Raw genomic sequence first — 20611 nt, 5'->3', positions numbered from 1 at the left:
GGCAAGGCGACGTTGACGCAGTTTGAATTTGATTTTCGAAGAGTATTACGTTTAAAAGAACTCATTCTTGCAATTTCAAAAAGTCCATCTATCCCTTACAATTCTTCCGATGAGCTTTGAGTTTTTTCAGAGCCCAATCATAGTGGCTTGACGTGCTACTAACAAAGTAGGAACCTAGACTTGTCCCACCCGTCCACTTATAGACACCTTTGGTAAAGAGTTCGTCATTGCTAAAAACTTCTATCAACTCTAAAACCTCCCTATGTGATTGTTCTAGGAGTCTAGTCGCTTCTTCTAAGGAGGTTTTCTGGTGCTTCTTCCAAAAAGCGACATTCATTTCTCGATAAGTTTTCCAATTATAAGGTTCAGGGAGAAAAGGTCTTTCGTTACCTTTTTGATTAGAATAAACCCAAGTCAAAAGCAACTGATGCCATTCATAAAGATGGATCAAGACATCCCGTAGATTTTTATCCCTTTTCCAGTGAGCTTCTTTTTTCTTTGGGTCTCTTGAAAAATCAAATGGAGTCTGTAGCTCATCTTCACTTAGTTGGGAGATGAAACGATTGAGCTTTTCATAGTTTTCCTTAGAGGCCAGCATTAGATCCTCTTTTGTTTTCGGTCTAGGCACAGGAGTACTCCCTTCATATTACTAGTTATTATTAGAGATTTTTTATCCTTTAAATCTCTACAACTTATCCTTTAATTTCTCAACAAAGAGATAGGCTGCTGGACAGGTCAAGGTATTCTTAATCGTCAAATGGTTGATTTGATGGATCTTTTTGCGGTCAGTATGAGGGAATTCACGACAGGCCTTTGGACGAACGTCATAGATAGAACAAAGGTTATCTCCTCCTAAAAATGGGCAGGGCATGGATTTGAAAACCTTATCTCCATCTTCATCTACCTGCAGAAACTCCGCTTCAAAAGCTGGTAATTTCATCTTAAAATACTTGGCAATTCGTGTAATATCCGCTTCTTTAAAGTCGGGTCCCAAAGTCTTACAACAGTTAGCACAGGCAGTACAATCAATCTCAGCAAAAACTTCTTGGTGAATCTGCTGGGCAATCTTGTCTAGGTTTTTAGGAGGTTTTTTCTTTAGATTGGCTAAAACTTTGCGATGTTCCTTCTGCTTTTGCAAAGCTAATTGGTGGTAATACTCAATATCAATTTCTTTAGACATGGTTTCTCTCTTATTCTAATTACTTTCCCCTATTATACCATGCCTCTGAACCATTGAAAAGTGGACTTTATAGGACTATACTTTTCCAAAATGTAGCAAAAAACCTTGCAACTAGGTTACAAGGTTAATCACATTAATCGAAGTTAACGTATTCTTTTTGAAGTTCAAGGACTTCTTCCATTGTTGAACACTCTGTAAGGGCACGGTTAGCGTACTCTTCCATCTTAGCAGTGTCCAATTTCTTCATCAAGCTACGTGTACGAAGTACAGATGTTGCTGACATAGAGAATTCATCCAAGCCCATTCCGACAAGAAGTGGAACAGCTTTTTGGTCACCAGCCATCTCACCACACATACCAGCCCATTTACCTTCAGCGTGAGCTGCCTTGATAACGTTGTTGATCAAGCGAAGGATTGATGGGTTATATGGTTGGTAAAGGTATGAAACTTGCTCGTTCATACGGTCTGCTGCCATTGAGTATTGGATCAAGTCGTTTGTACCAATTGACATGAAGTCTACTTCTTTAGCAAATTGGTCTGCAAGCATGGCTGCTGCAGGGATTTCAATCATGATACCAACTTGGATATCATCCGCAACTGCAACACCTTCAGCAAGAAGGTTTGCTTTTTCTTCTTCATAAACTGCTTTAGCCGCACGGAATTCTTTCAAAAGGGCAACCATTGGGAACATGATACGTAACTGACCATGAACAGAAGCACGAAGAAGGGCACGGATTTGTGTACGGAACATTGCATCTCCAGTTTCAGAAATAGAGATACGAAGGGCACGGAATCCAAGGAATGGGTTCATTTCATGTGGCATATCGAAGTAAGGAAGTTCCTTATCCCCACCGATATCCATCGTGCGAACAACCACTGGTTTACCATTCATTCCTTCAAGAACAGCTTTGTATGCTTCATACTGCTCGTCTTCTGTTGGGAAGTCTTGAGAATCCATGTACAAGAACTCTGTACGGTAAAGTCCAACAGCTTCAGCACCGTTGTTGTTAACACCTTCAACGTCTTTTGGAGTACCGATATTAGCGGCCAACTCGAAGTGTTTACCGTCAGCAGTCACTGTTTGAGCATCTTTCAAAAGTGCCCATTCAGCTTTTTGTTTAGCATAAGCTTCACCAGCTGCTTTAAATTCTGCCGCTTGTTCATCTGTTGGGTTGATAATCACTTCACCAGTAATTCCGTTAACGGCAAGGATATCACCGTCTTTCACTACTTCAGTGATATTATTTGTTCCCAATACAGCTGCAATTTCAAGTGTACGTGCCATGATAGCTGAGTGGCTTGTACGTCCACCGATGTTTGTTACAAAAGCTTTTACAAAGTTTTTGTCCAATTGAGCTGTATCAGATGGTGTCAAGTCATGCGCAATCACAATTACTTCTTCATTGATAGAAGCTGGGTTTGGCAATTTCTTACCAAGAAGGTTTGCCAATACACGTTTTGTCACGTCGCGGATATCCGCTGCACGTTCTTGCATGTATGGGTTGTCTTCCATACCTTCAAAGATCGTGATGAACATGTCAGTCACTTCTTTAAGACCTGCTTCTGCGTTGACTTTCTTAGCACGAATTGTTTCTTTAATCTGACCAATCAATTCTGGGTCAGAAAGAACCATCAAATGAGCGTCAAAAACTTGAGCCGCTTCTTCACCAAGCGTACCTACAGCTTTCTCGCGGATAAGAGAAAGCTCGTTTTGAGAAGCTTCAAGAGCAACATCCAAACGAGCCTCTTCTGCGTTTGTATCTTCGACTGAAATAGTCTCGAATGACAAATCCGGTTGAACGAGTAGATATGCTTTTGCAACTGCAACACCGTCAGATGCTGCGATTCCTTTAAGCATTTCTGTCATTTCCCTTATGCCAATCCTTCTTTTTCCATTGTTTCTGAGATTGCAGCGATAGCGTCATCTGCATCTGCACCTTCAGCTGAGATAGTTACGTCAGCACCTTGGCCAACACCAAGACTCATAACACCCATAATTGATTTAAGGTTAACTGATTTACCTTTGTACTCAAGAGTGATATCTGAAGCAAATTTGCTAGCAGTTTGTACCAACAATGTTGCTGGACGTGCGTGAATACCTGTTTCTGCCACTACGTGGAAATCTTTAGAAGCCATAGTTTGACTCTCCTTTTGTTCTTTCTTTTTTTGAGTTATATGTGATAACCCTTACAATTTGGTATTATACCATCTTCTAGGATTTTTTTCAAGCATTTTCTGGATTTTCCTTCAATTTCTTTTCAGATAACTTGCTGAAAATCTTCTATCCTAGATAACAAAACACAGGATATAGTTTCTTTAAAAACGATTTATACGATAATCATTGCTGTTTTATAAAGCAAACACTACATATTGTGTTTTGTGAGCTTAAGTAGAAAAATTGACCACTATATTTAGTTCAAATCATTGACAAAATTTTATTTTCTGATATACTAAGATAGTATTAAATTTTGAAGAGGAGTTACACAATGGTAACCGTTTATTCTAAAAACAATTGTGTCCAATGTAAAATGACCAAGCGTTTCTTGGACAGTAATAATGTCTCTTATCGTGAAATCAATCTTGATGAGCAACCTGAGTATATCGATCAAGTTAAAGAGCTCGGTTTTAGCGCAGCTCCTGTTATCCAAACACCAACTGAAGTCTTTTCAGGTTTCCAACCAGGAAAACTGAAACAATTAGCATAATCTTAGTACATCATCCAGAAGAAACTGCTTCTAGGGCGAACTTAGAGGCCTTTCTTTTGTAATTAGATAAGGGAAATTTTATGGGATTAAAACATCTTGAGGACGTGACTTACTTCCGTCTCAATAACGAAATCAACCGTCCTGTTAATGGACAAATCATGCTTCATAAAGATAAGGAAGCCTTGGATGCCTTCTTTAACGAAAATGTCGTTCCAAACACTATGGTTTTTGATTCAATTACTGATAAAATCAACTACCTCATTGAACACAACTACATCGAAACAGCTTTTATCAAGAAATACCGTCCAGAGTTCTTGGAAGAATTGGCTCAATTTATCAAAGACCAAAACTTCCAATTCAAGTCATTCATGGCAGCTTATAAATTTTACAATCAATATGCCTTAAAGACTAACGACGGTGAATATTATCTTGAAAGTATGGAAGACCGTGTCTTCTTTAACGCCCTTTATTTCGCTGATGGCAATGAATCTGTTGCAATCGATATTGCCAATGAAATCATCCACCAACGCTACCAACCTGCTACTCCTTCCTTCTTGAATGCTGGACGTGCTCGTCGTGGGGAGTTGGTATCTTGTTTCCTAATCCAAGTGACAGATGATATGAACTCTATCGGACGTTCTATCAACTCAGCTCTTCAACTTTCACGTATTGGTGGTGGTGTGGGAATTACCCTCAGCAACCTTCGTGAAGCTGGAGCTCCTATCAAGGGGTATGAAGGAGCTGCTTCAGGTGTCGTTCCTGTTATGAAGCTTTTCGAAGATAGCTTCTCTTACTCAAACCAATTAGGTCAACGTCAAGGTGCCGGTGTTGTTTACCTCAATGTCTTTCACCCAGATATCATCGCCTTCCTTTCAACTAAGAAAGAAAATGCCGATGAAAAAGTTCGTGTCAAAACCCTATCACTTGGTGTTGTAGTACCAGATAAATTCTACGAATTGGCGCGTAAAAATGAAGAAATGTACCTCTTCAGCCCTTACTCTGTCGAAAAAGAGTATGGTGTACCTTTCAACTACATCGACATTACTGAAAAATACGATGAATTGGTCGCAAATCCAAATATTCGCAAGACAAAAATCAAGGCGCGTGATTTGGAAACTGAAATCTCTAAATTGCAACAGGAGTCTGGTTATCCTTATGTAGTCAATATTGATACGGCTAACCGTGCAAATCCTGTTGATGGAAAGATTATCATGAGTAACTTGTGTTCTGAGATTCTTCAAGTCCAAGAACCAAGCTTGATCAACGATGCTCAAGAATTCCTTCAAATGGGAACAGATGTTTCATGTAACCTTGGTTCAACCAACGTGGTCAACATGATGACCTCACCTGACTTTGGTCGTTCTATCCGTGCTATGGTTCGTTCCCTTACTTTCGTTACAGATAGTTCACACATCGTGGCTGTACCTACGATTGACTATGGAAATAGCCAAGCTCATACTTTTGGTCTTGGTGCTATGGGACTTCACAGCTACCTTGCCCAACAATTGATTGAATATGGATCGCCTGAGTCTATTGAGTTTACAAGCATCTACTTTATGCTTATGAACTACTGGACCTTGGTTGAGTCAAACAATATCGCGCGTGAACGTGGTATTACCTTCCATAACTTTGAAAAATCAGACTATGCTAAGGGAAGCTACTTTGATAAGTATATAACTGGCGAGTTTGTTCCAAAATCAGACCGTGTTAAAGAACTCTTCAAAGATGTCTTTATTCCAAGTGCTGCTGACTGGGCTGAACTTCGCGACAAGGTTCAAGCAGATGGTCTTTACCACCAAAACCGCCTTGCTGTAGCGCCAAATGGTTCTATCAGCTATATCAACGACGTTTCTGCTTCTATCCACCCGATTACGCAACGTATCGAAGAACGCCAAGAGAAGAAAATTGGTAAAATCTACTACCCTGCTGCTGGCTTGTCTACAGAAACCATTCCTTACTACACTTCTGCCTACGATATGGATATGCGTAAAGTCATCGATGTTTACGCTGCTGCGACTGAACACGTGGATCAAGGACTTTCACTCACCCTCTTCATGCGTAGTGACATTCCAAAAGGCCTTTACGAATGGAAGAGGGAAAATAAACAAACGACACGTGACTTGTCCATCCTTCGTAACTATGCCTTTAACAAGGGAATCAAGTCTATCTACTACGTCCGTACCTTTACAGATGACGGTGGAGAAGTCGGTGCTAACCAATGTGAAAGCTGTGTAATTTAGTTTCTAGCATAGAAACACTATTTTTCCCTAAGCAGCACTGATAAAATCAAATCTACTAGGTCATAACATAATTTATGTAACATTTTAAAAGTCGGGCTTCCGACTTTTTGTGCGATACTCCTATAGAATTATGGTAAAGTAGAAATAATTGTGAGTTCGCAATACTAAACACAGAAAGAGATTTTAAATGGAAACTTACTACAAAGCCATTAACTGGAATGCCATCGAAGATGTCATCGACAAATCAACTTGGGAAAAACTGACGGAGCAATTCTGGCTCGATACACGTATTCCCTTGTCAAATGACTTGGATGACTGGAGAAAGCTATCTAACAAAGAGAAAGACTTGGTCGGAAAAGTCTTTGGTGGTTTAACCCTTCTGGACACCATGCAATCTGAAACTGGGGTTGAAGCCCTTCGCGCAGACATCCGTACACCACATGAGGAAGCTGTTTTCAATAACATCCAATTTATGGAATCTGTTCACGCTAAATCTTACTCTTCAATCTTTTCTACCTTAAATACTAAGGCTGAGATTGAAGAAATTTTCGAATGGACCAATACCAATCCTTACCTACAAAAGAAGGCTGAGATTGTCAACGAAATCTACCTCAACGGTAGCCCACTTGAAAAGAAAGTTGCCAGCGTCTTCCTCGAAACCTTCCTCTTCTACTCTGGTTTCTTCACTCCCCTCTACTATCTCGGTAACAACAAACTAGCCAACGTTGCAGAAATCATTAAATTGATTATTCGTGACGAGTCTGTTCACGGAACCTACATTGGTTACAAATTCCAACTTGGTTTCAATGAATTACCTGAAGAAGAGCAAGAAAAGCTAAAAGAATGGATGTACGACTTACTCTATACTCTTTATGAAAATGAAGAAGGCTACACAGAGAGCCTCTATGACGGTGTTGGTTGGACGGAAGAAGTCAAAACCTTCCTTCGCTACAATGCTAACAAGGCTCTCATGAACCTGGGACAAGATCCACTCTTCCCAGATTCAGCAGATGATGTGAACCCAATCGTTATGAACGGTATTTCAACAGGGACATCTAACCACGACTTCTTCTCTCAAGTCGGAAATGGTTACCTCCTTGGTGAAGTTGAAGCCATGCAAGATGATGACTACAACTACGGTTTGGACTAATACTCTTCGAAAATCTCTTNNTCGCCTTGCCGTAGATATGCTCACTGACTTCGTCAGTCTTATCTACAACCTCAAAACTGTGTTTTGAGCAACCTACGGCTAGCTTCCTAGTTTGCTCTTTGATTTTCATTGAGTATAATTCTCCACCACTCTTAACTATCAAAAAGTAAACTTGAAACAACAAAATAATAATCTAATAAAATATCGAAGTTTTGAAAACAAACCTCGATATTTTTGTTTTTGTTTTATTTTGTTGTTTTTGTATTTGAATGATGAGCTAGTTTATGGTAAGATAGTAGTAGGAAACGAGGTGATAATATGCTCAAGCAAGAAAAATTAACCAAAATTTTAGAGATAGTAAATAGTAAAGGAACCATAACGGTTAAACAGATTATGGACGAAATAGCCGTTTCAGATATGACTGCAAGACGCTATTTACAGGAATTAGCTGATAAAGATTTACTGATTCGTGTGCATGGTGGAGCTGAAAAACTTCGAACCAACTCCCTTTTGACTAATGAGCGATCAAATATTGAAAAACAAGCCCTCCAAACGGCAGAAAAACAAGAAATAGCCCGTTTTGCAGGCAGTCTAGTAGAAGAAAGAGAAACTATTTTCATTGGACCAGGAACAACATTAGAATTTTTTGCGCGCGAATTGCCTATTGACAATATCCGCGTCGTGACCAACAGTCTACCTGTTTTTCTGATTTTAAGCGAACGAAAATTAACAGATTTGATTTTGATAGGTGGAAATTATCGCGATATTACAGGTGCTTTTGTTGGCACATTGACCCTACAAAATCTCTCTAATCTCCAATTTTCCAAAGCTTTCGTTAGCTGTAATGGTATTCAAAACGGAGCTCTAGCTACTTTTAGCGAGGAAGAGGGAGAGGCTCAACGCATCGCTTTAAATAATTCTAATAAAAAATATTTGCTCGCAGATCATAGTAAGTTCAATAAGTTTGATTTTTATACTTTTTATAATGTATCAAATCTTGATACTATTGTTTCAGATTCTAAACTAAGTGATTCAATCCTTTTTGAGCTATCTAAACTTACTAAAGTCATCAAGCCTTAATAAACTGAAAGATCCTGTGGGAAAAACTCAATTTCAGAAGTAAATCTTCCCACAATAAAACGCATAGTATCAAGGTTTTTCAACACCTGATATTATGCGTTTTTCTACGTTAAAGACTTTTTGCCCAATTGCTTTATCTGCAACCTCAAAGCTATGCATTGAGAAACCTGCGACTCGCTTCCTAGTTTAAAGTTGCTCTTTGATTTTCATTGAGTATAAGCAACGTGATTAGATAAGAGTTTTGCAGCGTACTAAATATAAGATTTAACTTTTTTGGAAATTGGTTACGATTGTTGAAACGGCATAAAATCTGAATCAAAGGAGATATTATCCCGTTCTTCAGGACTGATAAAATTTAAAAAGATATTTTTAAATTCTTCCAGCTCATAGTCTGAATGGCAAATCCATTCTTTACCGGTAGAGACATACCATTTCCCAAAATTTTTCAGCTCCTCATTAGTCAAACAAGGTATTTGAAAACATTTATCAAAATTGATAATATAAACTTTTTCATAAATAGATTGGATAAAATCTTTGAACATCTTTTGCCTCACTAGAATTCTATATCTAATTACTCATTCTACTAGTCTATAATCTGACTTTCTGCTACTTTCTTGTACCAGTGAGCTGATTTCTTAGGATAACGTTCTTGAGTTTCAAAGTCTACATAGAAGAGACCGTAACGTTTTTCATAACCGTTTGACCATGAGAAGACGTCCATCAATGACCAGATGAAGTATCCTTTGACGTTTGCACCATCAGCAATCGCATCAGATAAGACCTCTAAGTGTTGTTTGACATAATCAATACGGCCATCATCATAAACAGTATTGTCTACAAACTCATCTTTATAACCAAGTCCATTTTCAGTGATGTAAATCTTCTTATAGTTCGGATAATCTTTCTTCACGCGCATGATTTGGTCATACAAACCTTGAGGGTAGATAATCCAATCCCAATCCGTACGTGGTACATAGTCAGGAGCTACACGACGACCAACACCTTTGATTTGGTATTTAGAGCTTCCTTTCTCACCCTTACCATTATGGATAATTTCAGTTTCTCCATCAAAGGCTTCCATCCAGTCACTCATATAATAGTTGATGCCTAGAAAATCATTCAAGTCTTTCGCAGCTTCTAATGCTGTGAAATCTTCTTCACGAAGATCCAAGCTACCACCATTGACTGATAAGATATGGTTGACGCCTTCCATCGTTTCAGCTGAATAGTGACCTAGATAAGTTGCATCCAAGATAAATTTATTGTGGATGATATCTTCCAACTCAGCTGCACGAACATCTGCTGGATTTTTAGGATCTAAAGGATACTTGGTTGGCAGTGCGTGAACAACACCAATTTCACCTTTATAACCTTTATCTTTATATAGCTTAACTGCACGCGCATGAGAAACCATCATATTGTGGTGCGATTGGAAAACTTTGGCAAGGTCGTACTGAATACCTGGAGGGAATTTTCCAACCAAGTATTGACCATCACCAATTGGCCCAATTTCATTAAAGGTTGTCCAATAGTTTACTTCTGGGAATTCTTCAAAACAGAAGGCAGCGTAGTCTACAAAGTGTTCAATATTTTCACGGTTTAAGAAGTCTCCATTTGAGTGGAGAGCTTCTGGCGTATCAAAGTGATGAAGAGTTACAAAAGGCTCAACATGACGTTTGTGACACTCTGCAAATAGATTATGATAAAATTCAACACCTTTAGCATTTACTTGACCGTAACCAGTCGGGAAAATACGTGACCAGGCAATAGAAATTCGAATACCATTGACACCATACTCTTCTGCTAGCTTGAGGTCAACTGGGTATCGATTGTAAAAATCACTGGCTGGTTCGGCAGTGTACCAGTAGTTATCTTCAAGATACTTATCCCACGCAACTGGTCCTTTACCATCAGTATGTGTAGCACCTTCTGCTTGATAGGCAGCTGTTGCGCCACCGAAAATAAAGTCTTTTGGTAATGTTTTTGTCATTTTTTTCACCTATTTCTTGATTTAAATAAAGTAAAAGTGAGAGGAGAGGAGTCAGTGAGCCATCCTTCTCCATCTCACTTCTTGTACCAAGTCACCGAATTGTAACATGAGGAGGTAAAAACGATAGCTTTTACCGACGAATTAATAAGGCGATTAGGAAATTTGCCATAGCGATTGCCGTAACGATAGGAGACTATTTCATAGTCCCTATCGTTAATCGAATTGTGACATGAGAAGGTAAAAACGATATCTTTTTACCGACGAATTAATAAGGCGATTAGGAAATTCGCCATAGCGATTGCCGTAACGATAGGAGACTATTTCATAGTCCCTATTATTAATCGAATTGTGACATGAGGAGGTAAAAACGATAGCTTTTTACCGACGAATTAACAAGGCGATTAGGAAATTCGCCATAGCGATTGCCGTAACGATAGGAGACTGTTTCACAGTCCCTATCGTTAATCGAATTGAGCTTGTACGAATGCAAGAGCACCTTTTCCATCACGAGTTAATTTGATGTATTGAGCGCCTTCTGTTTTCGCTAGTTTAATACCGAGCTTATCTGTTTCTGCTTTCATGTCTTCAAAGTTTGAAGCAACTTGAGGGGCAAGGATAACAAGATCAAACTCTGGCAACATTTCACGGTGAGCACCATAGCCACCTGCTGCTGCTTTCACAGGAACATTGTATTCTGCAGCTGCCTTATTCAAAGCATTCGCAAGAAGTCCACTTGTCCCTCCACCTGCACAGAGAACGAGGACATTTGTTTCTTCAGTGATTGTATTTTGTGCTGCTTCTACACCAGCTTTTTCAAGAATAGCATCTGCTTTTGCAGTGTTGAAGTTTGCGGCAACTTTTTCTTTCAATTCATCATTAGATTTACCTGAACGCTCTTCTTCAAGAATTTGTTCATCATATACTTTAAGGAATGGATAGTAAATGACTACGTCAACCACGATTAGAAGGGCAGCAAGAATGAATGATAGAACTTGGAAGTTCGTACCAAGAACTAGACCTAGTGGAGCTGGAGTTGTCCATGGTAGATTAGCAGTAAATGAGTTCATTCCAAGTGTTTCAATAAAGAATTTGAAGATCCAAACGTTTGCGATTGGAGCAAAGATAAATGGAATGAAGAAGATTGGGTTCAATACAAGAGGTGCACCAAACAAGATTGGTTCGTTGACACCAAAGAAGGTTGGAACAACAGACGCACGACCGATTGCACGGTTACGTTTCGATTTTGTTAACCACATGAACATGAAAGGAACAACCAGTGTCGCACCAGTACCACCCATGGTAACGATAAACATTTGTGTACCAGAAGTAAGAATCTTGTCAGCGTGCATACCTTGTTGGAGAAGGTTCAAGTTGACTTCGGCATTGGCATAGGTAATAGCTGCGATAGCTGGCTCAACGATAGATGGACCATGGATACCAACAAACCAGAAGAAGGCAAAGGCACCAAAGATAATGGTAATACCAAGATAACCATCAGCAGCAGAGAAGAGTGGAGCAAAGAATTTACCGATTGATTCAGCTACGCTTGCACCAACAAAATGACGTGCTAATAAGTCAAGAGCATAAAGAGAAACAACAGATAGAGTGAATGGAATCACATCTTTAAATACTTGGGAGATATTTGGCGGAACTTCGTCAGGCATTCGAATAGTGACGTTGTTCTTAACACAAACCTTATAGATGGCTACGGTAACAAAGGCAGCAAGGAAGGCTGAAAGCAAACCTTTTGTCCCCAAGAATCCAGTAGCTAGACCATTTTCGATAGGATCAGCTGCCAACATCAACAAACCAACAATTGCTGCTAACAGTGTTGACATATAGTTGATTTGATTGGTTTTCTCCATACTACGGTTTACTGAGTCGGTCAAAGATTTAGCTGTTGTACCAGCTACCAAGAGAGCCAGAATACCCATAGAATAGCTATAAGGTTTCATCAGAAAGGCTACAACTTCATCAGACCATTTAAAGCCCCATGAGTTTGGTACAAAGGCAATCAAGATAAAAATACTTGAGAAGAGAATAACAGGCATACCTGCAATGAAACCATCACGAATAGCACGAAGATAGATATTACGAGATAGTTTCTCAAAGAAAGGCTTTCCTTTCTCGATAAATGCAATTAATTTATTCATTACTTAACTCCTCTCTTGTAGAGTTCAATTAAATGATGCATCAAATCTTTTAACAAGATAGTTGTCATCAAGTGGTCTTGGCCATGCATCATGGTTACACTATAGGCCAAATCCTCGCCAGCTGCTTCCTTAGTCAACAGACTTGTTTGAGCGTGGTGAGCTTCAGCAATGCAAGAACCAGCTTCTTCTACCAGAGTATCCGCTTTTACAAAATCACCAGCTTCAGCAGCCTTCAAGGCTTCCAATAGTTTTGAACGAGCATCGCCAGCATAGGCTACGATTTCAAAACCTAACAATGTTACTTCTTCTCTATTCATGATAGAATTCTCCTTATATAATTTTAAATAATTTTTATGACAATAAACGTTGGATATGTAGAACTAGATAAACTCGTTCACTCTTATACAAATCAAGCCCCGTATGTTGCGTAATCACATCATAAATCTTGGAGCCAATCTCGAAGGCTTTTGGATAGGATCGTTTAATATGATCTTCCATATCCAGAAGTGATTGGTTATCATCTCTAGATCTGTCTAAATAATCCAAGAAATAATTCAAATGAATCATAAAGCGATCATAGAAATGGTTATTCTCTTTGGTTCGTTGAATTGCATAACCCTTTAGCACTTCTTCAACATTGCTGAGAATTTCTTTCCTCTTATCAATCGACTCAACCACTTCCACTTCATTCTCGCCTTCGGCATTGATGAAATGATAAGCAATCCGAATAATTTCATCTTCAGGGAAATGATCTGCTAGCTTCTGACGGTAAAATTCAAATGCTTCATTTGCGATTTGAAAAGCGACAGGATACTTGGCAGAAATATCTGGCAGATTACTATCCTTGTACCTTCCTTGTGCTAGAGCTTGGTAAGAACAGTAAATATGATCTGTCAAGGTCACATAGAGATACTCTTGAATCGGATAATGATATTTTTTAGAAAGCTTATCAATGATTTCATAGGTTACTGTGATAAAATCAAGCGGAACATCTTTGAGAAGAGCCATAAAGTTTTCTCTGGACTCTTCGGTCTTCATCCGAAAAATTTTCTCAACCTGATTTTCAGCAATCAAATCCCCCTTCTTCTTTCCAAATGCAATCCCCTTACCAATCACAATCACTTCTTCTCCCTTATCATTTCTGACAAGCGAGACATTGTGATTCATTGGATTTAGAATTCGATACATGTCAACCTCCTTTTATATTTTAAAGGTATATGAGTATAAAAAATGACCACAAATGAACTAGAAAATCAGCCGATTTCTAATTCACCTGTGATCATGCCTAATATTACTTAGTAACACTCACCTTGTATTAACTTGTGATTTAAGTATAGCACAAGTAAGTTATTTTGTAAACCTTTACATACAACTTTTTTTAAAAATTTTTAGATTCATGTTCCTAAACTAGGAGGACTTTCTTACACGCGTTCTTTCCATGAAGTCGCTGTTGTTTGAAGAACTTTATTGAGTTCGTCAATATTTTCAAAACCAGTTGTGCGAAGCCATTCGCGAGCTGCTGCTTCACCATCTTTGATGTAAGCTTCAACTGATCCTGCCCATGTAGCACGGCCACAAAGAACACCATTGAAGTTTGCACCTGATTCATGAGCAAATACAAGAGTATCTTGGAAGAGTTTAGCTGATACACCAGCACTTAAGTAGATATATGGCAAGTTAGTTGCTTCATCTTGAGCTTTGAAGAAGGCTGCTGCTTCTTCACGTGTATAAACTACTTCACCTTCAGCGAAGCCTTCAACATATTTAATGTTAACAGGAACTTCTACTTTCAAGACATCAATGTTAAAGCGTGGGTCTGAGAAGACTTTCATAGCACCGATAACTTTGTGTGGTTTTACTTTCGCGTATTCTACAGAACCAGCGTCAGCAATTTTTTCATCGTAAGCAAGGATTTCAAGGAAGAATGGGATATCTTCAGCCACACACTCAGAACCGATGCGTTCGATGTAGGCTTGTTTTTCTTGATTGAGTTCGTCTGAGCTATCTACGTCATAGTAAAGCAAGAATTTAACTGCATCTGCACCTTCTTCTTTAATACGTTTTGCAGACCAAACATCCAAGCAATCTGGCAAACGTTTTGTACTTGTTGTGTCATAACCTGTTTTTTCATAAGCAAGGAGAAGACCAGCTTTTTCATCAAGAGCTTTAGTTGCTGGAAGTCCATACTCAGGGTCAAGAAGCATAGATGAAGCGTATTTAGTCAATTCATCTGCTACCAAGACTTTCAGTTCTTCCATTTGAGCCACTGTTGGTTCTTCTGTTTGGTGTTGAGCCATGAGGCGTTTCAAAGCACCACGTTGGTCAAATGCAAGAGCTGAGATGATTCCATTTTCATCAGAAAGTTTTTCTAAGCGTGCACGTTTTTGTTCTGTTAAAGCCATTTTATACCTCTTTTACTATTAATTGATCATATAGATCTTGATAGTTGGCCATGTTGACATGACCAGTCATTTTTTCTTGATCATTGAGCATACCAAGGACATTTGCCTTGATGAGTAATGCTGCATCCGATTCTTTATGAAGAAGTCCTGAAGAAATCCCTGCCACAGTAGAGTCTCCAGAGCCAACAGGGTTGACTACCTGAATTCTAGGAATATCTACCTTGTAGAAAGTGTCACCATGTTTGACAAAAGCACCATTGGCACCAAGTGAAACGATAATCCATTCAATACCTGCAAACAAAGGTTCTTGAAGTACTTCTTTTAATTCATCCAAATCCTCAGAAACTTCTCTTCCAAGAAGCTGAGACAATTCCTCATTATTTGGTTTGATGACTGTCGGTTTATGTGGTGATTCAAGAACCGCCTGAAGTGCTGCACCAGAGCAGTCCAAAACAACAGGCTTGCCAGCTTGATTAGCAAGTTCTACCAAGCTCGCATAGTAATCAACTGGAAGGCCAGCCGGCAGACTACCTGAGATGGCTACTACTTCAACTGACTCTAGGAGATTTTTGAAATGTTCCAAAAAGTCTTGACCTTCCTGTTCCAATACTTCAGGACCTTTTTCAAGAACTTCTGTTTGGTTGTCTCCGTGGAGAATAGCGATACAGTTCCGAGTTTCTCCCTGAATTGAGAAGAAATCTTTCTTTACTTGATCATCGATATGTTCAACCAAAAACTCACCAAGTTTGCCACCAACTAAACCAGTAGCAAGAACTGAATCGCCAAATTCTGAAAGTACTCTAGTAACGTTTAGTCCCTTACCACCAGCAGTTTTGGTTACATCCACCACACGATTGACAGTATCAATCTTCAACTCATCCAAAGGATAGGAAATATCGATGGATGGGTTCATTGTGACTGTTAAAATCATAGGTCACCTCTTAGTCGTGGTATTCTCCGCGATCCCATTTTTCAAGGAATTCAGTGAAGAAGTTTGCATCTGTTTGTTGAGCATTGTGACTTTCAAGGTGTTCAATTTTCGCAATCAATTTTTTGTTTTCTTCAGATGGTTTGTATTCAGCATGGATGAAAGCTTCGATGATATCGCACATGAGCAATTCACCAGTAATCTTACCACCAAAACCGATAACGTTGGCGTTCAATTGTTCTTTAGCATAAAGGGCTGTTGTCATATCACGAACCAAGGCAGAACGGACACCTGGAACTTTATTTACAGCGTTGTTGATACCAACACCAGTACCACAGATACATACCCCAAGATCAGCTTGACCGCTAGTTACAGCTTCCCCTACTTTTTTACCAAAGATTGGGTAGTGAGTACGTGTATGGTCATATGTACCAAAGTCAATAACTTCATATCCTTTTGATTTCAAAAATTCTGAAACCGCCATTTTTTCATCTGTTACGATGTGATCACATCCAATTGCAATTCTCATTTTTAACTTACCTTTCTTACTGTAATCTAATTAGCACATTTTGTTCAACATGTCAACACGAATCTGGTGACGTCCACCATCGTATTTACCGTTAACAAATCCTTTAGCGATGTTTTTAGCCAATTCATCACCAACAAGTTGTGCACCCATAGTGATCATACGTGAGTTGTTGTGGCCACGAGTCATATAAGCTGAACGTTCGTCAGATACTTCTGCAGCAACCATTCCTTTGATCTTAGTTGCAACCATAAATGGACCAGCACCGTAAGCATCAATCACGATACCAAGGTTTTGTTCTTCTTTGTTTACTTCTGCAGCAACAGCGAGAGTCACATCAACAAAGTCTTGACCTTCAGCTGTAACATCCACAACGTGGAAATTTTCTTTTTCTAAGAAGTCTTTCACAACTTCTTTCAATCTCAAACCTGCAGCATCTGCACCGATAACAATAGACATATTGTATACTCCTTTTTATTTTTTCTATGCTGGATTCCAGCAGTGTATTGGCTGTCTTTAAAAAACAGTCAATTAGTCCTCACAAACATAATATACTACTATTGTTTGAAAAAGTCAACAGTTTGTGTTTGTTTTTGTTATTTATTTTTTACTTTTTTATAAAACTTCTATCTCAAACCCTATTTCTTCAACCTGATTGGCTTCTAAGAGACGAACATTCTTCTTATCTTCTAAATGATCTCCTTCTTCAAGGGATGTTGACAAGCCAGACCATGGTTCAAAGGCAATGAAAGGACCTTTATTCAAAGTTGACCAGATGATGAGATTTGGAAACTCTGCAAAGTTCACTTTCAATCCCTTATCATGTTTACGAGAACGAAGGGCAATTGTTCTAGATTGCAATTCATCTAAGGTGACTGCATCTGTACTGAAAAGATTATAGCTAAGGTCTAATTCTTTTTGATTCTCTAACCATGGACTTCTATCTTGAAAATCAAGCAGACCCGTGTCTGGGAAAGGACGTGGAACAGAGCAAGTCTCTTCTTTCTCAAACTCTAAATAGTAATCTTCATAGACTTCATCATCCAGTAGAGGACAATTAAATCCTGGATGTCCACCAATAAAGTAAGGCATGACCTTGCTAGTTTCTTTATTAAATATTTTGTATTGAGTCCGTACTGTCTTGTCAGTAAGGCTATAAGTAATCTCTAGGCGGAAATGATAAGGGTAGTTCTGATAGCTATTTTCATCGTCTTCAATTGCAAAAGTTACACTCTTATCTGTCTGTTCAACTAATTCAAATTCTTTCTTACGAACCAAACCATGACGAGGAATGTTTCCTTTTCTTTCTTGCCCCTTCTCATCTATATAGAGGGCTGTATCCTCTCTCAAAGAACCACAAATGGGGAAGAGAACAGGAGCTTGTCCACTCCAATAAGTGGGATCCCCTTGCCACAAATACTCAACTCCCTCAGCATCTTTTATAGAAGAAAGAGCCCCACCAAAACTGTTAAATTCAACTCTTAATTGTTCTGATTTTAATTCAATTACCATTATTTTCTCCGATTTCTTGATAGTTTATAAAAAACTAGGCTGTCACTCCTAATGGTATGACAACCTAGTTTCAACAATTTACACTCTTCGAAAATCCAATTCAAACTTCGTCAGCGTCGCCTTGCCGTACTTTAGTACAGCCTGTAGCTAGCTTCCTAGTTTGCTCTTTGATTTTCATTGAGCTTACATTTTATAGGAGCGCATTATTTTGCTTTTGCTGCGTACTCTTCGTTACGTTTGATCATTTGTTTTCTGTACCATGCAAAGATACCGATATAGAATACAAGGAAGACTACAGCACCAAGGATTGCTTTGATATCACCAGTTGTAGTGTTACCAATTGTCCAACCAAGAAGTTTTTCGATTGGTCCTTCAAGAGTAGAGTGAGTAATCAATTGAGTTTCACTCACACCTGCTGGAAAGGCACCTACACCTTTAGCAAGTTCTGTTGCAAATGGTGCGATAAGTGTACCTGAAAGAAGGAAGAGTGGCAACAAGAGTGTTCCAAAGATAATCATACGGAGCAATTTACCACGTGTTACAACCAAGAGAGCTGGAGTAACACCCATAGCGATGATACCTGCAAGTGGCAAGATACCATTTCCGACTTTTGAAAGAAGCACCGCTTCAATCAACATAATTGGTGCAAGTACGTTGGCACAAGCCCAGATTTCAGCACGACCAGCGATGAATGGCCAGTCAAGACCGATGTTGAATTTACGTCCTTGAAGACGTTTAGTAGCAACGTTTGTAATACCTTGTGAAAGTGGTTCTACGGCTGCGATGAACCATGAACCGATAAGTGAGAAGAGTTCCAAAGATACACCGGCAGTCAAACCAAGAGACAACCATCCTCTGATAACAAGACGCCATTTATCTGCATCTTCAACTCCTGCAATTGGATGTGGAGTTCCCATAATACCGATAACGATACCAAGGATGAAACCGATAAAGAATTTAGAACCCCAGAAACCGATTTTCTTGTTCAATTTTGCGGCGTCAAAGTCGTATTTATCAAGACCTGGGAAGAATTTTTCAAAAATCTTATCCAAAACCATGATAACTGGGTTCATCATGTAGTTCATGTGAGTTGATGTCATTGGTGATGAACTTGGAGCGTTAAGAAGGTCATCAAATGTAGGTTTCATCAAGTCAGAGTTGATAATTTTCAACACACCAACAAGGACGATAGCTGCTGTAGCAATAAAGAGTGAAACCCCTTGACTCACACCGTTGTTATCTGCATACCATTTAATCAAAAGACCTGTGATAGACAAGTGCCAGATATCAAAGATATCGACATCAAGTGTATCAGTTTTCTTCATAGCTAGCATCACTATGTTGACAATCAACATGATGAGCAAGAAGTAAAGTGTCCAAGCAGAACCCCAAGTGATTGTAGCAAGTGGTGCCCAACCAACGTCAGTAATACTCAATTGGATACCAGTATTTTCAACGAATTTTGCTAGTGATGCTGAGAAAGCAGTGTTTAGCATACCGATGATGGCACCGATACCTGTAAGAGCGATGGCAAGTTTGATACCACCTTCAAGCGCTTTGGAGAATTTCACTCCAAACAGTAAAGCCAATACTGTCAAAATGATTAACATGATGACAGGTCCACCCATATCTAAGATGGGATTGAAAACCTTTCCGATTAGGTCAAAGATTGCATCCATAACAGTTCCTCCCTTTTTTATGTTATATGAATGTTAACAAATTGATAATTAGCTTAACCCGTGTTCTTTGATAGCTGCTTCAATATTATCAAATACTGGAGCACTCATAGTTGGGATACGGAATAAGATTGGTCCAGCTTCGATAACTGGAATACCTGGGTCAAAACCAAGGTCTGTCGCAGCAATTGGTGTGAAGATGTCATAACCTTTAATAAGGTCTTCGTTAACATCTTTGACCATAACTGCATCACAGTGCACATCGTAACCACGGTTTGAAAGTTCTTCTTCAAGAGCACTTTTAATTTGGTGGCTTGAGTTAACACCTGCACCGCAGGCAGCAAGAATTTTAATCATATGGATCTCCTCCGATTTAATATTTTTAATAGACAAGATTAAGCGATTGCTTCAGCTATATAAGCATAGAGGGCTTCTGGTTCAAAAATTTTTGATAGGTCTTCAAGATGACCATTTCCAGTAAAGAAGTCCATCAACTGAGCAAGAATGTTCGTTTGACTTGAACTTGAGTTATTGATGATAAAGAAGAGCAAGGATACTTCTACTTCCTTATCTGGCGCAATCATATTATGGAAAGTCACCGGTTTCTCTAATCGAACGACCACAACTTTTTCAGCTAGATTATGAACAATATCTGTGTGAGGAATAGCCACATTCGGCAAATCCTTACCCAAAAATTCCATATCTAAGCCTGTTGGAAATGACTTTTCACGCGTGATCAAGGCTTCACGATAGGTCGGAGTTACGATTTCTCGTTCTTCCAATAAAGTTGCAACCTGATCAAAGAGATGTTCTTGATTATCCGCTTCTAAGCAAAACACAAGGTTTTTGTCAAAGAAATAATCTAATCCCATAAGGTTTTCCCTTCTTTCCATTAACTTTATGCCATAAGTATAACACTATATGAAATCGTTGTCAATAGTTTTCTGTTGATTTTTGTCTCTTTTTTTATATTTTTGTTGTGTTTATAGTTTGTTATATAAAAATAAACACACAAACAAATACTCCAAGCATTTTTTCTGTTCTAATACTAGAGCAAACTAGGAAGCTA

Annotated in this window: 21 protein-coding genes; 4 read left to right on the top strand and 17 right to left on the bottom strand. The window is 38.9% G+C overall.

The features are described from left to right. Positions 1-88: 88 nt before the first annotated feature. The 4 genes from HT697_RS09680 to HT697_RS09665 form a co-directional block, all read right to left on the bottom strand. Entirely contained in the window at positions 89-628 is a 540-nt protein-coding gene (locus tag HT697_RS09680) for a ClbS/DfsB family four-helix bundle protein (protein ID WP_023936905.1), read from the bottom strand. A 57-nt stretch (positions 629-685) separates the two neighbouring features. Then, complete coding sequence (locus HT697_RS09675; protein ID WP_000031476.1) at positions 686-1180, bottom strand: YkgJ family cysteine cluster protein; 495 nt, start codon at positions 1178-1180, stop codon at positions 686-688. Between the two features lie 133 nt (positions 1181-1313). After that, positions 1314-3047 (bottom strand): phosphoenolpyruvate--protein phosphotransferase, encoded by a 1734-nt coding sequence (ptsP, locus tag HT697_RS09670; protein WP_000138123.1) that lies wholly within the window; start codon positions 3045-3047, stop codon positions 1314-1316. A gap of 5 nt (positions 3048-3052) precedes the next feature. Continuing rightward, positions 3053-3316 (bottom strand): phosphocarrier protein HPr, encoded by a 264-nt coding sequence (locus tag HT697_RS09665; RefSeq protein ID WP_000146947.1) that lies wholly within the window; start codon positions 3314-3316, stop codon positions 3053-3055. A gap of 350 nt (positions 3317-3666) precedes the next feature. On the opposite strand from HT697_RS09665, the gene nrdH reads away from it, so the two are divergent. From nrdH to HT697_RS09645, 4 genes are all read left to right on the top strand, one after another. Beyond that, positions 3667-3885: a glutaredoxin-like protein NrdH gene (gene nrdH / locus HT697_RS09660; protein WP_000259247.1), complete on the top strand. Its 219-nt coding sequence runs from the start codon at positions 3667-3669 to the stop codon at positions 3883-3885. A gap of 80 nt (positions 3886-3965) precedes the next feature. After that, positions 3966-6125 carry a class 1b ribonucleoside-diphosphate reductase subunit alpha gene (nrdE, locus tag HT697_RS09655; RefSeq protein WP_173217890.1) on the top strand — a complete coding sequence of 720 codons (2160 nt, stop codon included), beginning with the start codon at positions 3966-3968 and terminating at the stop codon, positions 6123-6125. Between the two features lie 187 nt (positions 6126-6312). Further along, positions 6313-7275 carry a class 1b ribonucleoside-diphosphate reductase subunit beta gene (gene nrdF, locus HT697_RS09650; protein ID WP_100104525.1) on the top strand — a complete coding sequence of 321 codons (963 nt, stop codon included), beginning with the start codon at positions 6313-6315 and terminating at the stop codon, positions 7273-7275. Positions 7276-7593: 318 nt separating this feature from the next. Next, on the top strand, positions 7594-8355 hold the full coding sequence (locus tag HT697_RS09645) for a DeoR/GlpR family DNA-binding transcription regulator (protein ID WP_000917603.1): 762 nt from the start codon (positions 7594-7596) through the stop codon (positions 8353-8355). A gap of 284 nt (positions 8356-8639) precedes the next feature. Here the strand turns inward: HT697_RS09645 and HT697_RS09640 are convergent, their stop codons facing one another. From HT697_RS09640 to HT697_RS09580, 13 genes are all read right to left on the bottom strand, one after another. Then, positions 8640-8897, bottom strand: a complete 258-nt coding sequence (locus tag HT697_RS09640; RefSeq protein WP_000471575.1) for a DUF3884 family protein — start codon at positions 8895-8897, stop codon at positions 8640-8642. Between the two features lie 41 nt (positions 8898-8938). After that, complete coding sequence (gene lacG / locus HT697_RS09635) at positions 8939-10345, bottom strand: 6-phospho-beta-galactosidase (RefSeq protein WP_000169253.1); 1407 nt, start codon at positions 10343-10345, stop codon at positions 8939-8941. 461 nt (positions 10346-10806) lie between these two features. Then, positions 10807-12498: a lactose-specific PTS transporter subunit EIIC gene (locus HT697_RS09630; RefSeq protein ID WP_001037324.1), complete on the bottom strand. Its 1692-nt coding sequence runs from the start codon at positions 12496-12498 to the stop codon at positions 10807-10809. Further along, a complete protein-coding gene (locus HT697_RS09625; protein WP_100104530.1) occupies positions 12498-12815 on the bottom strand; it encodes a PTS lactose/cellobiose transporter subunit IIA in 318 nt (105 codons plus the stop codon). Before HT697_RS09625 ends, HT697_RS09630 begins: the two co-directional genes overlap by 1 nt. 34 nt (positions 12816-12849) lie before the next feature. Continuing rightward, the gene (locus HT697_RS09620) at positions 12850-13686 is read right to left on the bottom strand and encodes a transcription antiterminator (RefSeq protein ID WP_173218509.1); all 837 of its coding nucleotides are present in this window, start codon (positions 13684-13686) and stop codon (positions 12850-12852) included. Positions 13687-13919: 233 nt separating this feature from the next. Further along, a complete protein-coding gene (gene lacD, locus HT697_RS09615) occupies positions 13920-14900 on the bottom strand; it encodes a tagatose-bisphosphate aldolase (RefSeq protein WP_001229114.1) in 981 nt (326 codons plus the stop codon). A gap of 1 nt (position 14901) precedes the next feature. Beyond that, the gene (locus tag HT697_RS09610; RefSeq protein WP_173263099.1) at positions 14902-15831 is read right to left on the bottom strand and encodes a tagatose-6-phosphate kinase; all 930 of its coding nucleotides are present in this window, start codon (positions 15829-15831) and stop codon (positions 14902-14904) included. Positions 15832-15841: 10 nt separating this feature from the next. Further along, complete coding sequence (gene lacB, locus HT697_RS09605) at positions 15842-16357, bottom strand: galactose-6-phosphate isomerase subunit LacB (protein WP_001216910.1); 516 nt, start codon at positions 16355-16357, stop codon at positions 15842-15844. 30 nt (positions 16358-16387) lie between these two features. Next, a complete protein-coding gene (gene lacA, locus HT697_RS09600) occupies positions 16388-16813 on the bottom strand; it encodes a galactose-6-phosphate isomerase subunit LacA (RefSeq protein ID WP_000029277.1) in 426 nt (141 codons plus the stop codon). Between the two features lie 156 nt (positions 16814-16969). Then, the gene (locus HT697_RS09595; protein WP_112443727.1) at positions 16970-17866 is read right to left on the bottom strand and encodes an aldose 1-epimerase family protein; all 897 of its coding nucleotides are present in this window, start codon (positions 17864-17866) and stop codon (positions 16970-16972) included. Positions 17867-18069: 203 nt separating this feature from the next. Next, positions 18070-19545 (bottom strand): PTS galactitol transporter subunit IIC, encoded by a 1476-nt coding sequence (locus tag HT697_RS09590; RefSeq protein ID WP_173227026.1) that lies wholly within the window; start codon positions 19543-19545, stop codon positions 18070-18072. A gap of 48 nt (positions 19546-19593) precedes the next feature. After that, positions 19594-19899, bottom strand: coding sequence for a PTS sugar transporter subunit IIB (locus HT697_RS09585; protein WP_173249642.1), 306 nt, complete (start codon positions 19897-19899; stop codon positions 19594-19596). A 38-nt stretch (positions 19900-19937) separates the two neighbouring features. Beyond that, positions 19938-20414, bottom strand: coding sequence for a PTS sugar transporter subunit IIA (locus HT697_RS09580; protein WP_173263096.1), 477 nt, complete (start codon positions 20412-20414; stop codon positions 19938-19940). Between the last annotated feature and the right edge of the window lie 197 nt (positions 20415-20611).

Source organism: Streptococcus sp. 1621 (assembly GCF_013276615.1).
GTDB lineage: Bacteria > Bacillota > Bacilli > Lactobacillales > Streptococcaceae > Streptococcus.
The sequence above is the reverse complement of the archived record's forward strand: the minus strand, read 5'-3'. Positions and strand labels throughout refer to the sequence as shown.

What these genes read in the sequence shown, in the direction of transcription:
- HT697_RS09675 (WP_000031476.1), bottom strand. Translation starts at nt 1,180, where the DNA reads ATGTCTAAAGAAATTGATATTGAGTATTACCACCAATTAGCTTTGCAA.
- ptsP (WP_000138123.1), bottom strand. Translation starts at nt 3,047, where the DNA reads ATGACAGAAATGCTTAAAGGAATCGCAGCATCTGACGGTGTTGCAGTT.
- HT697_RS09665 (WP_000146947.1), bottom strand. Translation starts at nt 3,316, where the DNA reads ATGGCTTCTAAAGATTTCCACGTAGTGGCAGAAACAGGTATTCACGCA.
- nrdH (WP_000259247.1), top strand. Translation starts at nt 3,667, where the DNA reads ATGGTAACCGTTTATTCTAAAAACAATTGTGTCCAATGTAAAATGACC.
- nrdE (WP_173217890.1), top strand. Translation starts at nt 3,966, where the DNA reads ATGGGATTAAAACATCTTGAGGACGTGACTTACTTCCGTCTCAATAAC.
- nrdF (WP_100104525.1), top strand. Translation starts at nt 6,313, where the DNA reads ATGGAAACTTACTACAAAGCCATTAACTGGAATGCCATCGAAGATGTC.
- HT697_RS09645 (WP_000917603.1), top strand. Translation starts at nt 7,594, where the DNA reads ATGCTCAAGCAAGAAAAATTAACCAAAATTTTAGAGATAGTAAATAGT.
- HT697_RS09640 (WP_000471575.1), bottom strand. Translation starts at nt 8,897, where the DNA reads ATGTTCAAAGATTTTATCCAATCTATTTATGAAAAAGTTTATATTATC.
- lacG (WP_000169253.1), bottom strand. Translation starts at nt 10,345, where the DNA reads ATGACAAAAACATTACCAAAAGACTTTATTTTCGGTGGCGCAACAGCT.
- HT697_RS09630 (WP_001037324.1), bottom strand. Translation starts at nt 12,498, where the DNA reads ATGAATAAATTAATTGCATTTATCGAGAAAGGAAAGCCTTTCTTTGAG.
- HT697_RS09625 (WP_100104530.1), bottom strand. Translation starts at nt 12,815, where the DNA reads ATGAATAGAGAAGAAGTAACATTGTTAGGTTTTGAAATCGTAGCCTAT.
- HT697_RS09620 (WP_173218509.1), bottom strand. Translation starts at nt 13,686, where the DNA reads ATGTATCGAATTCTAAATCCAATGAATCACAATGTCTCGCTTGTCAGA.
- lacD (WP_001229114.1), bottom strand. Translation starts at nt 14,900, where the DNA reads ATGGCTTTAACAGAACAAAAACGTGCACGCTTAGAAAAACTTTCTGAT.
- HT697_RS09610 (WP_173263099.1), bottom strand. Translation starts at nt 15,831, where the DNA reads ATGATTTTAACAGTCACAATGAACCCATCCATCGATATTTCCTATCCT.
- lacB (WP_001216910.1), bottom strand. Translation starts at nt 16,357, where the DNA reads ATGAGAATTGCAATTGGATGTGATCACATCGTAACAGATGAAAAAATG.
- lacA (WP_000029277.1), bottom strand. Translation starts at nt 16,813, where the DNA reads ATGTCTATTGTTATCGGTGCAGATGCTGCAGGTTTGAGATTGAAAGAA.
- HT697_RS09595 (WP_112443727.1), bottom strand. Translation starts at nt 17,866, where the DNA reads ATGGTAATTGAATTAAAATCAGAACAATTAAGAGTTGAATTTAACAGT.
- HT697_RS09590 (WP_173227026.1), bottom strand. Translation starts at nt 19,545, where the DNA reads ATGGATGCAATCTTTGACCTAATCGGAAAGGTTTTCAATCCCATCTTA.
- HT697_RS09585 (WP_173249642.1), bottom strand. Translation starts at nt 19,899, where the DNA reads ATGATTAAAATTCTTGCTGCCTGCGGTGCAGGTGTTAACTCAAGCCAC.
- HT697_RS09580 (WP_173263096.1), bottom strand. Translation starts at nt 20,414, where the DNA reads ATGGGATTAGATTATTTCTTTGACAAAAACCTTGTGTTTTGCTTAGAA.